The organism is Rhizobium sp. WYCCWR 11152 (assembly GCF_013087615.1).
GTDB lineage: Bacteria > Pseudomonadota > Alphaproteobacteria > Rhizobiales > Rhizobiaceae > Rhizobium > Rhizobium indicum.
Window position 1 is genome coordinate 181,492 of record NZ_JABFCP010000012.1, and the last position, 14,494, is coordinate 195,985.

Sequence of the window (14,494 nt, forward strand, 5' to 3'; positions counted from 1 at the left end):
GATGATGAGCATCGCTGAGGACACGCGTCGCGGAGAGGTGACGATCCGTCACCTCTCCAAATCCTACAGGTTGAACGGGACACCTCTACAGGTTCTCAGGGATATCAACCTCCACGTCCGCTCCGGCGAAAGCCTCGCCATCGTCGGCGCCAGCGGCTCGGGCAAGACGACCCTGCTGCGAGTTCTGGCAGGTCTTGAGGATTCCGACACGGGAGAGGTTCTCGTCGATGGCAAGGCGGTGCGAGGCGTCGGCACAGAGCGCGCCGTCATCTTTCAGGAACCGCGCCTTCTGCCCTGGCTGACCGTGCTCGACAATGTCTCCTTCGGGCTGGAAACTAGCGGCCTGTCGCGTGAGCAGGCGAGGGGGCGGGCGCGCCATTATGTCAAGCTCGTCGGCCTGCAGCAGTTCGAGGCTGCCTATCCCCGGCAGCTGTCGGGCGGCATGGCCCAGCGCGTCGGCATCGCCCGGGCTCTGGCCGTCCAGCCCGAGATCCTGCTGCTCGACGAACCGCTCGGCGCGCTCGACGCGATGACCAAGATCGGCATGCAGCAGGAACTCGCACGGATCTGGCGCGATGAGGATGTGACGACCATTCTCGTTACCCATGATCTCGAGGAGGCGATCTACCTGGCCGACCGGATCCTGATCCTGCCACGGGAAAAGAGCGGCGAGCCGCGTCTGATCGAAATCGATCTGCCCCGTCCTCGCGACCGCAGCGCACCGGAATTCGTTCGACACCGCGAAGAGTTGCTGAACCTGTTCGGACTGCACTGAAGTCTTCAAGCGTCAGCGCGCGCCGCATAAGACCTGATCCATGCGGCGCGCGGCAGTAGCAGTAGCGATGCGGAGGACGCCCGCGGACCGCTACCGCGACTTGCTCTTCGAGCCAGCGGTGAGATACGGGCGCCGATCCAGTTCCGCCGACCTGTAGGAACTGCGCAGCCGCAGCAGATCCTTGCGGGCGATCAGGCCGCACAATTTCCCTGAGGTCGGATCGACGATCGGAATGCGTCCGTCGCCGGTCGACAGCATCAGATCGGCGATGAACGCGACCGTATCATCGGGATGCCCCACCGGAACGGAATCATCCGTCACGTTTTCCGCAAGCGTCTGACTGGCGAGGTCCGGATTCCCCTGCCAGAGCAAAGCGTCGGCTCTCGATACGACGCCGGCTAGCCTGCCTGCTGCATCGACCACCGGATAGATCCGGTGCGTTTTCTGCTGCGAGGCGAAGAAATCGCACGCCTCTCCCACCGTCATGGCGACGGGAAGCGTGTCGACATAGCTGATCATGATCTCCCTTGCGCGCGACAGTTCGAACGGGTCGACGCCATATTCGCGGGTGATGTGCTGACCGCGGCGGGCAATCTTCTCGGTGAGGATCGAGCGGCGCAGCAGAAGGACGGTGACGGCATAGGCGACCACCGTGGCGGCGAGCAGCGGAACGAGCGTGCTGACGTCGCCGGTGATCTCCATCGCGAAGAAGGTTCCGGTCAGCGGCGCGCGCATGGTTCCGCCCATCATCGCCGCCATTCCAAGCAGCGCCCAGAAGCCCGGATCATTGCCCGGCATGACAAGCCCGACCAGCCATCCGAGAGCGCCGCCGAAAATCAGCAGGGGAGCAAGCACGCCGCCCGAGGTGCCCGACGACAGGGCAAACAGCCAGATGACCGTCTTCACCAGCAGGATCGACATGACAGCCGGTGCGAGCAGCCGGTTGTTGAGCAAGCCATCGACGATGTCGTAGCCGACGCCCATGGCCCGCGGTTCGATCAGGCCGCCGAGACCGATGACGAGACCGCCGAGCGCCGGCCACCACATCCAGTGGATCGGCAAGGCTTCGAACAGGTCCTCGATCCGGTAGAGCAGCGTCGTCAGCAATCCCGATTGCAGGCCGGAGATGATGCCCATCGCCGCACAGGCGAAAATCCCCCACCAGGGTAAGGCCACCTGGAAGTGGGTCGGGAACAGCGGGCCTACACCGAACAGCAGCGGACGCCAGCAGATCGACACGCAGGCGGCAACGGCAACGGGAATGAAGCTGCGCGGCTTCCATTCGAACAGCAGCAGTTCGACCGCCAGCATGACCGCGGCGATCGGCGAACCGAAGATGGCCGTCATGCCGGCGGCCGCACCGGCGACGAGCAGCGTCTTCCGCTCGGCAGCGCTCATGTGAAAGAATTGCGCGAACAGTGATCCGATCGCACCGCCGGTCATGATGATCGGCCCCTCGGCGCCGAACGGGCCGCCGGTTCCGATGGAGATGGCCGACGACAGCGGCTTGAGGACCCCGACCTTCGGCGACATCCGGCTACCGCCGATCAGGATGGCCTCGATCGCCTCGGGAATGCCGTGGCCGCGGATCTTCTCCGACCCGAAACGGGCCATCAGTCCGATGACGAGCCCGCCCAGCGGCGGAACCAGCACCACCCACAGCGAGCGTGGCACGGCAGCCAGAGAGGCGGGCTGGATGCCGATCTCCCCGAACCAGATGACATTCGTCACCAGCGCGATGAGGCTGACGAGACACCAGGCGGCAAACGCGCCGGCGGTGCCGACAATGATGGACATGCCGACCAGGAGGAGGACCCGCCTGTCGGTGGTGAAATCGCCGGCCTCGCGCCCGGAAAGACCGCCGGTGAAATCGTGCGGCCGGTTGTTTGGTGGATGCTGCGCCATGGAAGCCTCTGCTACGCCGGAATGGATACGCTTGAGGCGCGTCAATATATCGTGATACGATATAAATCAATGGGTGAAAGCATGAAGGCGAAAATGTCCCATGAAGATGCCTCACTTGACCGGCTGGCGACTGCCCATCTATTCGATGATGGCGGCATGGGCTGCCGACCCTGACAGCCGTTGCGGCAGAGGAGAAGTGCTTTGAAGAAGACCGCGCCGCCGCTGAGGCAAGAGGATTACGAAGCTCTCGCCGACCTCCGATTCGCCCTTCGCCAGTTCATGGACTTCAGCGCCTCTGCCGCCCAGTCGGAAGGATTGCCCCCGCAGCAGCATCAGGCCCTTTTGGCGATCAAGGGACAACGCGGCGAAGCCATGACCATCGGCATGCTGGCCGAGCGGCTGATCATCGCGCCGCATACGGCGACCGAGCTTGTCGGGCGGCTGTCGGATGCCGGACTGGTCGAACGTCATGCCGATCCGGCCGACAGGCGCCGCCAGACGGTTCTCCTGACGGACAAGGCGGATGCGCTTCTGACGCGACTGAGCGCCGTCCACCTTTCGGAAATCAGGGAGATGGCCCCGAAGTTGATCGACCTTCTCCTTGAGCTCCAGAATACGGCGGCGAAAGCTGAATAGCATTGCGGCGGCGTAACCGCCTTGCCGCCTCAACCCAAAAGCGTCTTCTTGAGCCGATGGATATGGGCGGCGCCGATACCGCAGCAGCCGCCGATGATCGTCGCGCCGGCCTCAGCCCAGGAGCAGGCATAGCGCGAATAGGCATCGTCATTCAGATCGTTGCGGGTCTCATGCAGGCCTTCATTGGCGGCTGCCTCGCCTTGCTCCCCTTCGAAGGCATTGGCATAGACGCCAATTTCGATGCGCGCGTCCATTTTCCGGAACACCCGCGCTGCCGTCTCCACCGCTGCCTGCATGACCTCAGGCTTGCTGCAATTGAACAAGAGGGCTTCGGCGCCCGATGAAGCCACCCAGGATGCCGCCTCCTCGACCCTTTCTTCGGAGCGCAGCTTCGGTTCGCCGCCCCTTATGGCTGCCTCGTCATCGGCCAATGTGAACGAAATCCAGAACGGTTTGCCTGATGTCGCCACCGCCTTGCGGACAGCCTCTGCCTCGGCGATCAGGCTCAATGTCTCGCCGAGCCATATATCGACGAAGGGAGAAAGGTTTTCGACAAGCACATCGAGATAATCCTGCACCCGTGAAGGCTGAAAGTTCTGCGGCTCGTATGAGCCGAAGATCGGCGGCAGCGAGCCGGCAACCAGCACCTTGCGATCCGTGGCCGCATCGGCGGCCTCGCGCGCCAGGCGACCGGCGAGGCGCATCAGCTCTGCCCCCTCGTTCTGGAACCGGTCTTCACCGATATGAAAGGGTACGAGCGCGTAGCTGTTTGTCGTAACGACCTCAGAGCCGGCGACGATGAATTCCTGGTGTACCCTACGGACGATATCCGGCGCATTGATCAACGCCAATGCCGACCATTCCGGTTGTTTCAGCTCGGCGCCCAGCCGCAACAGTTCGCGGCTCATGCCGCCATCGAGAATTCGCATCGTGCTCATGAAGAGGTCTCCATTCATACTGTCGCGCCGTCAGCGGCGGCGGGCTTTTGCATAACAAGGTGGGCGAGATGTACGTGGTTCGTGCGTGAAGGAACTCATGACCAGTCTCTTTTCCCGTCGGCCTAGCGGCGAACCGGCACCTGCGCTTCGAGACGTCGGAAGACGCGGGCGATGACGGCGGTCAGGGCGAGATAGAAGAAGGTGACGACCAGCAGCGGTTCATAGACGAGCAGCGTGTCCTGCCGAACCTTGTTGGCCACGGCATAGAGATCCATCACCGTCACCGTAAAGGCGAGCGGCGTCGCTTTGAGCTGCATGACGATCTCTCCTGCAATCGTCGGCAGGGCGATGCGAATGGCGCGCGGCAGCCAGATGCGACGGATCAGCATCCCGGGCGACAGGCCGAAGGCCCGGCCCGCTTCGAGCTCGCCCTTGGGAACGGCAAGCAGCGCGCCGCGCAACACCTCTGCCTCATAGGCTGCGTAGTTCAGGGTAAAACTGACGGCGGCGAAGAAGAAGCCCTCGCGCAGAATCGGCCAGAACAGGCTCTGGCGGATGCCGGGGACCATCGGCAGCAGCGAACCCACCCCGTAGTAAAGAAGCCACAGCTGTATCAGCAGCGGCGTACCGCGGAAGAAGGTGCAGTAGCCACGGGCGAGCAGCCGCGTCAGTCTGCCGCCGCTGACCTGCGCGAAGGCGAGGCCTATGGCGAGGACGAAGCCGAACACCACGGAGATCACCAGCAGGCAAACAGTCTGCCAGGCGCCGGTCAGAAGCAGCGGCCAGTAGGAAGAGATCCAGGTGAAATTCATGGGGCGCTTTCTTCAGGCAAGACGCGGCTGCCCCCGCCGTACCCGTCCCTCGATCAGTTTGAAGACGACGTTGGAAACAAGCGTGATGGCGAGATAGAGAAGGGCCGAAGCAAGGAAAAAGACGAAGTAATGCTTGGTGCTTGCCCCGGCAAGACGGGTGGCGAGCGCCAGTTCCTGGTAGCCGACGACTGCCACCAGCGCGCTGTCCTTGGTGACCGACATCCACAGATTGGCAAGACCCGGCAGCGCGTTTGGCAGGAGCGCCGGCAGCAGGACCCGGCGGAACCTCAGCACCGGCCCCATGCCGAAGGCCTTGGCGGCCTCGATCTGGCCGACGGGAATGGCAAGGATCGCGCCTCGCAGCACCTCCGTCATGTAGGCACCCTGGACGAAGCCGAGCACGGCGACGGCCGCGACGAAGCCGTTCACATTGACCGGCGGCAGCTCCAACGCGGCGAGCAGCCGGTTGAGGCCATCGGTGCCGGCATAATAGAGCCCGACGATCAGGATCAGCTCGGGAACAGCGCGGATAAGCGTGGTATAGAGATCGAGCAGCAGGCGCAGTATGCGATTGCCCGAAAGCTTTCCCAGCGCGCCGCCCGTGCCGAGCAGCAAGCCGATCGCGAAAGCGCAAGCAGAGATGGCAACCGTAGAGACCGCACCTGCCAAAAGAACGCCGCCCCATCCCGGAGGATAGGGAGACAGCAGGTCCAGAATACCTTGTTGCGTGGTCGCCATCGTTCCGGCTGCTTACTTTGCGCCGTAGATGTCGAAATCGAAGTATTTCTTATTGATGGCGTCATACTGGCCACTGGCACGGACGGCAGCGATCGCCGTGTTCAGCTTGGCCTTCAGCTCTGTGTCTTCCTTGCGCAGGCCGCCCGAAACGCCGGCGCCGAGAATCTCCTTGTCGTCGGCAACGTCGCCCATCTTGGCGCAGCAATCCTTGCCGCCATCGCTTTTCAGGAAAGCGTCGAGCGCCAGTGAATCGCCGAAGACATAGTCGATACGGCCGGAGGCGAGATCCTGGAACGCTTCGTCGAGCGTTTGGTAGGTCTTTTCCTCGGCAGCCTCGGCGAAATACTTCTTGTAGTATTCCGACTGGATCGTCGACACCTGGATGCCGATGGTCTTGCCTTTCACGTCCTCGGCAGTGGCGCCCGGCTTCTGGTCCTTGGGGCCGATCAAGGTGCTCGGCGTGTTGTAATATTTATCGGTGAAGTCGATCACCTTCGAGCGTTCCGCGGTGTTCGACATCGACGACCAGATCACGTCGAACTTCTTGCTCTGGAGAGCCGGAATGAGACCATCCCAGGAAATTTCGACGATCGAGCATTTCTCTTTCATCTCCTCGCACACAGCGTTCATCAGGTCGATCTCCCATCCCTGCCATTGGCCGGAGGCATCCTTGGCGAAGAAGGGCGGATAGGATTCGTTCATGACACCGAAGCGGACCTCTGCCTGTGCGGTGACGGCAGAAAGCACGAGTGCCGCGCCGGCAAACAGTGTGGGGAGCAGTTTCATTCGCAGGATTCTCCTGGTTTGTGTTGGCGATGAGAGTTCGGAGTGCATCAATGGGCGCTGAGGCCGGTGAATTCCCGGCAGCGGGCGCTGACGGGCGCGCCGAATATCTGCTCCGGCGGACCTTCCTCCTCGATCCGTCCCTGATGCAGGAAGAGAACACGGCTGGAGACATCGCGGGCGAAGCGCATTTCATGCGTGACTATCAGCATGGTCCGGCCTTCTTCCGCGAGATCACGGATGACTTTCAGGACCTCGCCGACCAGCTCCGGATCGAGCGCCGACGTCGGCTCGTCGAACAGCATGACGGCAGGGTCGACGCAGAGGGCTCTCGCAATCGCCGCGCGTTGCTGCTGACCGCCGGAGAGGAAAGCGGGATAGGCATCGCGCTTGTCGAACAGCCCGACCTTGTGGAGCAGGGCCTCGGCCTTTTCGATGGCTTCGCGCCGCGAAATGCCCATGACGTGCACCGGCGCCTCGATGACGTTCTCCAGCACTGTACGATGAGCCCAGAGATTGAAACTCTGGAAGACCATCCCCAGTCCGGTCCGTATCCGTTCGATCTGCCGCCAGTTGCGCGGCTGCAGCCGGCCGCCCCGCCCCATCTTCAGCGCGATTTCCTCGCCGTTCACGGCAATGCGGCCGCGATCCGGCGTTTCCAGGAAATTGATGCATCTGAGAAAGGTGCTCTTGCCGGAGCCCGACGAGCCGATGATCGAAATCACGTCAGACTTTTCGGCCTGCGTCGAGATACCCTTGAGAACCTGTTGCGAGCCGAAGCTTTTATGGAGATCATCGACACGAAGAGCAGGAAAGGGTTGATCTGGCATGCATGGTTCCGGGTGAATTGAGCTTGCGAAGGATAATGATAAAATAACGCGGTTTTTTCGCGCAGTTTTCATCTATTATGCATATTTTATGCAAAATATTCTTCTTCGCGCGGCAAGTACGGCAGAATGCGCGAATTGCTGCGGCGAGAATTAGGATTGGACAATGGAACAGCTGGATCGTTTTGACCGTGACATTCTCGATATCGTTCAGCGCGATTGCCAGCTGAAAGCCGAAACGATCGCCGAACGGATCGGACTGTCGGTCTCGGCCGTGCAGAGGCGGCTGAAGCGGCTGCGCGAGGAAGGCATCATCAAGGCAGAGGTGGCCGTCGTCGACCGCAAGGCGACGGGAACAGCAATGGTGTTCATCGTCGGGATGGAGATCGAGCGGGACAATTACGACGCGTTGGCGAAGTTCCGCCTCTGGGCGGAAAAGCAGGATCACATACAGCAGGTCTATTATGTCACCGGCGCAGTCGATCTGATCGCGATCGTCACCGCCCGCGACGTCGAGCATTATGACGACATCGCCGCGCTGATCATGGCTGACAATCCGCAGATCCGCCGCATGCACACGAATGTCGTGTTGCGGGACGTCAAGCTCGGTCTGTTCGTTCCGCTGGATTAGCGCGCACGCGATGCGCGCCGGCATTGGTTCCGGCTGTCACAGATCGGGCACCGACAAGCCGCTGGACTCGCATTTGACAAAGGGCATAATTCCCGGCGCAAATTCTCGGGAGGAATGATCGTTGACGTTACGACACCAGATCATCGCATTGGCGATCGTTCCGCTCGTCATTTCGATCCTTGCGATCACCACCTTCATCACCTGGCAATCGGCAAACCTCGCCAAGAACAGCATCGACACGTTCGAGCAGAACATGCTGAAGACCAAGGAAGCCGAGATCCTCAATCTGACCAACCTTGCCCTGTCCGCCATCCAGACGATCTATGACAATGCCGGTGCCGACGACGAAGCCGCCAAGCAAAAGGTGGCGGCGATCCTGACTTCGCTCGACTACGGCAAGGACGGATATTTCTTCGTCTACGATTACGACGGCAACAACATCGTCCATCCGCGCCAGAGTTTCCGCCATGGGCATAATTGGCTCGACCTCACCGATCCGGATGGCGACAAGGTCATTGCCGAACTGATCGCCACGGCAAGAGCGGGCGGGGGCCTGCATCAGTACAAATGGCAGAAGCCATCGACCGGACAGATCGCCGACAAGCTCTCCTTCGTCGTCAGTCTCGACAAATGGCACTGGGTCGTCGGCACCGGCGTTTACCTGGACGACGTCTTTGCCCAAAGTGCCGCCGCCAACGCCGGAATGCGCGCCAACATAAGACGGACCTTCATCATCGTCGCGCTGATCGCCGTACCTTCGGTGCTTGTCGTTTTCACGACCTGCATGCTGCTGACGTTCCATGAGCGCCGCATGGCCGACAGCCGGCTCAAGGCGCTGACGCAGCGGGTCATCGATGCCCAGGAAGAAGAGCGCGCGCGGCTGGCCCGCGAGTTGCATGACGGCATTTCCCAGAATCTCGTCGGCGTGCGCTATGCGATGGATCTTGCCGGCCGCAAGGTCAGGACCAATGTCGACGATGCCGCACTGACCATCGATCGCGGTGTCGAGGCGCTGAACGGCGCCATCAAGGAAATCAGACGGCTGTCGCACGATCTGCGCCCGCGCGTGCTCGACGATCTCGGCCTGACGGCCGCTCTGGAGGCACTCTGCTATCACTTTGCCGAGCGGACGGGGATCGAGACGAAGATCGACGCCTCAAGCTTCACCGACACGCTGAAGGCCGAAGCCAATACCGCGCTTTATCGTGTCGCACAGGAAGCGTTCAACAATGTCGAACGCCACTCGAGCGCCTCCAAGCTTGCGGTCAAGCTCTGGAGCGACAACGGCCGCGCCCGCATGACGGTCACCGACAATGGCACTGGCTTCGACGGCGCCAAGGACGGCCTATCCGGCAGATCGGGTCTCGGCCTGCGCAATATGCAGGAGCGGATGGCTCACTTCCGCGGCCTGCTGCTGATCAACAGCGGCGAGGCCGGCACGACGCTGACGGCGATGATGCCGAAATCGGCCAATCTCCCCGCCGGCAAGCAGGCAGAAGCCGCATGACGGAACGCCCGAAAATCAGGGTGCTCTTGATCGACAACCATCCGCTGGTGCTGGATGGGTTGAAGGCCGTGCTCGAAACATTCGACCATATCGAAGTCGCCGGCACGGCCGGCCTCGCGCAAACGGGGCTCGAGATCGGCCGGCAGGTCCTGCCGCAGGTCGTGCTGATGGACATCAACATGCCGAAGCTGAGCGGCATCGATGCGATCGAATTGTTCAGGAACGAACTTCCCCAGGCGCGGGTCGTGATGCTCTCCATGCATGACAGCCGCGAGTATATTTCCTCCTCGGTCATGCATGGCGCTGCCGGTTACATCCTGAAGGACGTTTCGACCGACGAGATCGTCTCGGCCATCGAGACCGTGGCGGGCGGGGGGACATATTTCTCGTCCGGCGTCTTCGACGCGCTGATGGGCGAACGGGCGGAGGAGGGTAGCGACCCCCTGACCCCGCGCGAACGCGACATTCTCGGGCTGATCGTTGCCGGCAGAAGCAACAAGGAGATCGCCGAAACGCTCGGGATCACCTCCGCCACGGCGGAAACGCATCGCAAGAACCTCAAGAAGAAGCTCGGTATCGCCACCACAGCGGGCCTCATCCGCTATGCGCTCGATCACGGCATCGTCTCGAAAGTCGGGTAAATCGCGTCTACCCACTTCTGGGTAGGCCCCGGCATTTCAGCGCCGCGCCCATCTTGTGAGAACAAAACCACCGCCATAGGACTCCATCCACGGCTGGCCAAGTGCGAGCCGTTGGGAGGAATTCACATGCGTTACATCAGCTTCCGATCGGTCGGAAAACCTCGAGCGACCCGAGCCGGGCCTGCCGCGGCCGCCGGCTGACAGACCTGCCTTCCACGCCGACAACTGGAACATGGCGACCGCCGACGCGGCGCCTGAAAGGTATCCCGACATGGAAAAACCACGTAGCAAGGCAGCGCTCTGGCTGCTTGTCATTCCCTATCTAGGTCTGCTCTGGCCACCATTTTACAATGTCCGCGAGCCATCTCTTTTCGGCTTTCCCTTCTTCTATTGGTATCAGCTTCTCTGGGTGCCGATCACCGCAGCGCTGACCTGGATCGCCTATCGGAGCACTCGCCATGACGACTGACATCAACGGCACGGCGCTTGCCGTCTTCATCTTCTTTTTCGTTTTGGTCACGGTCATGGGCTTCGTCGCCAGCCGCTGGCGCAAGCCCGAGACACTGGCCCATATCGATGAATGGGGCCTCGGCGGACGCAACTTCGGCACCTGGATCACCTGGTTCCTCGTCGGCGGCGATTTCTATACCGCCTACACCGTGATCGCCGTCCCGGCGCTGGTCTATACCGTGGGAGCCTACGGCTTCTTCGCACTGCCCTACACCATCGTCGTCTATCCCTTTGTCTTCATGGTCATGCCTGTGCTGTGGAAACGCGCCAAGGATTTCGGCTATGTGACGGCTGGCGATGTCGTCCATGGTCAATATGGATCGCGCGGTCTCGAACTCGCCGTGGCGGCAACCGGAGTCATTGCCACCATGCCCTATATTGCCCTCCAGCTGGTCGGCATGACCGCGGTGCTGAAGGCCCTCGGGCTGCATGGCGAACTGCCGCTGGCGATCGCCTTCATCGTGCTGGCGCTCTACACTTATTCCGCGGGCCTGCGCGCGCCGGCGCTGATCGCCTTCGTCAAGGACATCATGATCTATATCGTCGTGATTGCGGCCGTCGCACTGATCCCGTCGAAACTCGGGGGTTACGCCAATGTCTTCGCCTCGGCCGATGCGGCCTTCCAGGCCAAGGGTTCCGGCAACCTGCTGCTCGGCGGCAATCAGTATGTCGCCTATGCCACACTCGCTTTGGGTTCGGCGCTCGCGGCTTTCATGTATCCGCATACGCTGACCGGCATCTTTGCCTCCAACAGCGGCAAGACGATCCGCAAGAATGCGATCATGTTGCCCGCCTATACGCTGCTGCTCGGCCTTCTGGCGCTGCTCGGCTATATGGGGCATGCCGCCAACCTGAAGCTCGACAGCGCCAATGACGTTGTTCCTACGCTGTTCAAGACGCTGTTTTCGGGCTGGTTCTCCGGCTTCGCCTTTGCGGCGATCGCCATCGGCGCGCTGGTGCCGGCAGCGGTGATGAGCATCGGCGCCGCCAATCTCTTTACCCGCAACTTCTGGAAAGCCTATGTCGATCCCAAGGTCAGTGACGCGGGCGAGGCTAAGGTCGCGAAGATCACCTCGCTGGTGGTGAAGGTTGGCGCGCTTCTCGTCATCATCTTCCTGCCGACACAATTCGCCCTCGACCTGCAGCTGCTCGGTGGCATCTGGATCCTGCAGACGCTTCCGGCCCTGGTCTTCGGCCTGTACACCAACTGGTTCCGTGCACCCGCTCTGCTTGCCGGCTGGTTCGTCGGCTTCGGCGGCGGCACTTTCCTCGTCTGGGATGCCGGTTGGAAGCCTCTGCATCTGATCAGCCTCGGCGGCGAACCCTTCACCGTCTATACGGGACTGCTGGCGCTTGCGGCCAACATCGCCGTTGCGGTCGTGGTCAACGCCTTGCTTCCGGCCAAGGCTCCGGCCCGGGCCTAGAGCATGATGCCGAAAAGTGTGAGCAGTTTTCGGACAACATCATGCTCACCTTCTTTGATCCGAAAATGCGAAGGGCAGCAAATGCTGCCCTTCGCAAGAATCATATGGCTTTGCTTTCCAGTGTCAGCCGGAAAGAGATCCGGGCGACTTAAAACTCTTCCCAATCGCCGGCCAATGCCGCATTCCCGTTCGTCTGGAACGACTTGCCTACTTTGGCAATCATCTGACGCGCAGGCGAGGACGCCGGTTGAGCATGTGGCGCCGCGGCAGCGGGCTGCGATGTGCGCTTCGGTGCCACCACTCCGCCAATGTTGAACTGGCCTAGCAGCTGGAACAGCGCGTCGGCTTCCTTGGCGAGGTTGTGGGCCGCCGCTGTGGCTTCTTCCACCATGGCGGCGTTCTGCTGCGTCCCCTGATCCATCCTGTTGACGGCGGTATTGATTTCTTTCAGTCCCGTCGCCTGCTCTTGCGAAGCGCCGACGATGGCCCCCACATTGCCGTCGACCTGCTGCACCTGCTCGGCAATCTCCTTCAGCGCCTTTCCGGTCTCGCCAACCAGGGCCACACCGCTTTTGACGTGGCCATTCGAAGCGTTGATCAGTTCCTTGATTTCTTTTGCCGCCTTGGCGGAACGTTGCGCCAACTCGCGCACTTCCTGAGCGACGACTGCAAAGCCCTTGCCTGCCTCACCGGCACGGGCGGCTTCGACGCCGGCATTCAGCGCCAGCAGATTGGTCTGGAACGCGATTTCATCGATGACGCCGATGATGCTGCCGATTTCGGTGGCGGAGGATTCGATCTTGCCCATGGCGTCGACCGCATCCCGAACGACGCTGCCCGAGCGCTCCGCACTCTCCTTCGTCTTGCGAACGAGCTGGCCGGCTTCCTGAGCCTTGTTGCTCGAGTCGGCAACGGTGGTCGTAATCTCTTCCAGAGCAGCGGCGGTTTCCTCGACGGAGGCTGCCTGCTGTTCGGTCCGCTTGGCGAGATCGTCCGAGGCGGAGCGGATCTCCTGTGCACCGCCCGCGATGGCGCTGGCGTTCTGGGCAACCTTCTGCATGGCGGCACGGAGCTTTTCGACCGCAGAATTGAAGTCGGCTCTGAGCTTTTCCAGAGACGGAATGAACGGAGTGCCGATCTGCTGTGTAAGATCGCCGTCAGCCAGCGCCTGCAGCGCATCGCCAAGCTGGCCGACAGCCTTGTCCGTCTGCTCGGCAAGGGTGCGGCGTTCATCTGCATCCTGCTCGAGCCGATGCCGCTCCGACACGGCTCTCTTCGCCTCTGCGTCGGCTTCCCGTTCGGCCTTTGCCGAAATTGCGTCGCGCAGCCCTGCCACCGCCCGTGCAAGCTTGCCGATCTCGTCGCCCCGCGCTTCGAGGCGGCGATCGCCGTCGAGATTGCCGTCGGCCATCGCTTTCAGCGAAAGCTGAAGTTTTGCTAGCGGGCCGACGATCGTGCGTGCGGTCACGGCGGCGGCAACGAGTGAAAGAACAGCCGCAATGCCAAGCGCGGTCAGGGCCAATGGCTTGAAGCCGCTTGCCGTGCTGCGCACCTCGCCGCCAATAGATTTGTTCAGCGCTTCCTGATAGTCGATGAATTTGTTGATGGCGCCAAGCCAGGCAACAAAGGCCGGCCGAGCCTGTTCGAGCAGGATCTTGCGGGCCGCCTCGCCGTCGCCCTTCTCCTGCAGCGCAATGATCTGGGCGACCAGAGGATTGGTCTTCGCCTGGATGTCTGCAATCTCACCGAGAATGGTCTTTTCCTGTTCGGTCGCGCCAGCCGGAGAAGCAACCATATCCGCCATGCGCTTTTCATTCTCGGCGTAAGAGGCCGCCAGCTTTTCGATCAATGCCTCGGCGGTCTTCCGTTCATCGGTCGATGTCACCAGAGTGACGTCGCGGATGGCGATCGCCCGATCATGCACGCTGCCACGATAGTTGATGGCAAACCGCTGCTTAACGCTGTTGACGTCGTTGATGGTTCCAAGCTTATCGTTGATCTGCGCAACTTTGTCCGTCGAATAGATGGTCAAGCCAACCATCAGCAAAAGGAGAACGCTGAAGCCAAGCGCCAGGCGGGCCACAACCCCGAAACTCATGATATTCTTCATATGCACTCTCCCCTCGCGGTGAGGTTTGTTGGAAGGATGTCTCGGCAGCCAGGATTGCTTGTCATATCTCGTTCGAATGCAGCGCCTCGGTGTCTCCGAGTGCATCCGACGGGTACCCCTGTGCCCGGAATCGCGCTCGAGATACGGGACATCCGTCAAAGCAATAAAAGCCGATTTCATGCGAAATTCGGGTGCCTGGCCCGCTATCATGGCGGAGGTGACGAACCTAAAGAACGTCGTCCCGATATCTAAAAAAA

At 61.4% G+C, this 14,494-nt stretch carries 14 protein-coding genes; 7 read left to right on the top strand and 7 right to left on the bottom strand.

The features are described from left to right. The first annotated feature begins 4 nt into the window (after nt 1-4). Nucleotides 5-775 (top strand): ABC transporter ATP-binding protein, encoded by a 771-nt coding sequence (locus G9X67_RS26315; protein WP_171600044.1) that lies wholly within the window; start codon nt 5-7, stop codon nt 773-775. Nucleotides 776-865: 90 nt separating this feature from the next. Here the strand turns inward: G9X67_RS26315 and G9X67_RS26320 are convergent, their stop codons facing one another. After that, nucleotides 866-2,680, bottom strand: a complete 1,815-nt coding sequence (locus G9X67_RS26320; RefSeq protein ID WP_171600045.1) for a chloride channel protein — start codon at nt 2,678-2,680, stop codon at nt 866-868. Between the two features lie 201 nt (nt 2,681-2,881). Between G9X67_RS26320 and G9X67_RS26325 the strand changes: the two genes are divergently transcribed. After that, nucleotides 2,882-3,316: a helix-turn-helix domain-containing protein gene (locus G9X67_RS26325; RefSeq protein ID WP_171600046.1), complete on the top strand. Its 435-nt coding sequence runs from the start codon at nt 2,882-2,884 to the stop codon at nt 3,314-3,316. Between the two features lie 29 nt (nt 3,317-3,345). Here G9X67_RS26325 and G9X67_RS26330 read toward each other — a convergent pair whose 3' ends face one another. The 5 genes from G9X67_RS26330 to G9X67_RS26350 form a co-directional block, all read right to left on the bottom strand. Next, nucleotides 3,346-4,254 (bottom strand): homocysteine S-methyltransferase family protein, encoded by a 909-nt coding sequence (locus G9X67_RS26330; RefSeq protein ID WP_171600047.1) that lies wholly within the window; start codon nt 4,252-4,254, stop codon nt 3,346-3,348. Between the two features lie 122 nt (nt 4,255-4,376). Then, nucleotides 4,377-5,066 carry an ABC transporter permease gene (locus G9X67_RS26335; RefSeq protein ID WP_171600048.1) on the bottom strand — a complete coding sequence of 230 codons (690 nt, stop codon included), beginning with the start codon at nt 5,064-5,066 and terminating at the stop codon, nt 4,377-4,379. Nucleotides 5,067-5,078: 12 nt separating this feature from the next. Further along, nucleotides 5,079-5,804 (bottom strand): ABC transporter permease subunit, encoded by a 726-nt coding sequence (locus tag G9X67_RS26340; protein ID WP_033184140.1) that lies wholly within the window; start codon nt 5,802-5,804, stop codon nt 5,079-5,081. A gap of 12 nt (nt 5,805-5,816) precedes the next feature. Then, nucleotides 5,817-6,590, bottom strand: a complete 774-nt coding sequence (locus G9X67_RS26345; RefSeq protein WP_017997599.1) for a transporter substrate-binding domain-containing protein — start codon at nt 6,588-6,590, stop codon at nt 5,817-5,819. Nucleotides 6,591-6,637: 47 nt separating this feature from the next. Further along, nucleotides 6,638-7,417, bottom strand: coding sequence for an ATP-binding cassette domain-containing protein (locus tag G9X67_RS26350; protein WP_138334701.1), 780 nt, complete (start codon nt 7,415-7,417; stop codon nt 6,638-6,640). 163 nt (nt 7,418-7,580) lie between these two features. On the opposite strand from G9X67_RS26350, the gene G9X67_RS26355 reads away from it, so the two are divergent. The 5 genes from G9X67_RS26355 to mctP all read left to right on the top strand — a co-directional run bounded on the left by G9X67_RS26355 (nt 7,581) and on the right by mctP (nt 12,127). Beyond that, the gene (locus tag G9X67_RS26355) at nt 7,581-8,045 is read left to right on the top strand and encodes an Lrp/AsnC family transcriptional regulator (protein WP_003555489.1); all 465 of its coding nucleotides are present in this window, start codon (nt 7,581-7,583) and stop codon (nt 8,043-8,045) included. 121 nt (nt 8,046-8,166) lie between these two features. Then, nucleotides 8,167-9,552 (top strand): sensor histidine kinase MctS, encoded by a 1,386-nt coding sequence (gene mctS / locus G9X67_RS26360; RefSeq protein ID WP_171600049.1) that lies wholly within the window; start codon nt 8,167-8,169, stop codon nt 9,550-9,552. Beyond that, on the top strand, nt 9,549-10,193 hold the full coding sequence (gene mctR / locus G9X67_RS26365; RefSeq protein ID WP_113544858.1) for a two-component system response regulator MctR: 645 nt from the start codon (nt 9,549-9,551) through the stop codon (nt 10,191-10,193). The genes mctS and mctR overlap by 4 nt, the downstream gene beginning before the upstream one ends. A 271-nt stretch (nt 10,194-10,464) precedes the next feature. Continuing rightward, nucleotides 10,465-10,662, top strand: a complete 198-nt coding sequence (locus tag G9X67_RS26370; RefSeq protein WP_003555492.1) for a DUF3311 domain-containing protein — start codon at nt 10,465-10,467, stop codon at nt 10,660-10,662. Continuing rightward, nucleotides 10,652-12,127 carry a sodium:solute symporter family monocarboxylate transporter gene (gene mctP / locus G9X67_RS26375; RefSeq protein WP_138390131.1) on the top strand — a complete coding sequence of 492 codons (1,476 nt, stop codon included), beginning with the start codon at nt 10,652-10,654 and terminating at the stop codon, nt 12,125-12,127. Before G9X67_RS26370 ends, mctP begins: the two co-directional genes overlap by 11 nt. A 148-nt stretch (nt 12,128-12,275) precedes the next feature. Here the strand turns inward: mctP and G9X67_RS26380 are convergent, their stop codons facing one another. After that, on the bottom strand, nt 12,276-14,237 hold the full coding sequence (locus G9X67_RS26380; protein WP_138390130.1) for a methyl-accepting chemotaxis protein: 1,962 nt from the start codon (nt 14,235-14,237) through the stop codon (nt 12,276-12,278). Between the last annotated feature and the right edge of the window lie 257 nt (nt 14,238-14,494).

Excerpts from the sequence above, each read along its gene's own strand:
- G9X67_RS26315 (WP_171600044.1), top strand. The coding sequence starts at position 5 with ATGAGCATCGCTGAGGACACGCGTCGCGGAGAGGTGACGATCCGTCAC.
- G9X67_RS26320 (WP_171600045.1), bottom strand. The coding sequence starts at position 2,680 with ATGGCGCAGCATCCACCAAACAACCGGCCGCACGATTTCACCGGCGGT.
- G9X67_RS26330 (WP_171600047.1), bottom strand. The coding sequence starts at position 4,254 with ATGAGCACGATGCGAATTCTCGATGGCGGCATGAGCCGCGAACTGTTG.
- G9X67_RS26335 (WP_171600048.1), bottom strand. The coding sequence starts at position 5,066 with ATGAATTTCACCTGGATCTCTTCCTACTGGCCGCTGCTTCTGACCGGC.
- G9X67_RS26340 (WP_033184140.1), bottom strand. The coding sequence starts at position 5,804 with ATGGCGACCACGCAACAAGGTATTCTGGACCTGCTGTCTCCCTATCCT.
- G9X67_RS26345 (WP_017997599.1), bottom strand. The coding sequence starts at position 6,590 with ATGAAACTGCTCCCCACACTGTTTGCCGGCGCGGCACTCGTGCTTTCT.
- G9X67_RS26350 (WP_138334701.1), bottom strand. The coding sequence starts at position 7,417 with ATGCCAGATCAACCCTTTCCTGCTCTTCGTGTCGATGATCTCCATAAA.
- G9X67_RS26355 (WP_003555489.1), top strand. The coding sequence starts at position 7,581 with ATGGAACAGCTGGATCGTTTTGACCGTGACATTCTCGATATCGTTCAG.
- mctR (WP_113544858.1), top strand. The coding sequence starts at position 9,549 with ATGACGGAACGCCCGAAAATCAGGGTGCTCTTGATCGACAACCATCCG.
- G9X67_RS26370 (WP_003555492.1), top strand. The coding sequence starts at position 10,465 with ATGGAAAAACCACGTAGCAAGGCAGCGCTCTGGCTGCTTGTCATTCCC.
- mctP (WP_138390131.1), top strand. The coding sequence starts at position 10,652 with ATGACGACTGACATCAACGGCACGGCGCTTGCCGTCTTCATCTTCTTT.
- G9X67_RS26380 (WP_138390130.1), bottom strand. The coding sequence starts at position 14,237 with ATGAAGAATATCATGAGTTTCGGGGTTGTGGCCCGCCTGGCGCTTGGC.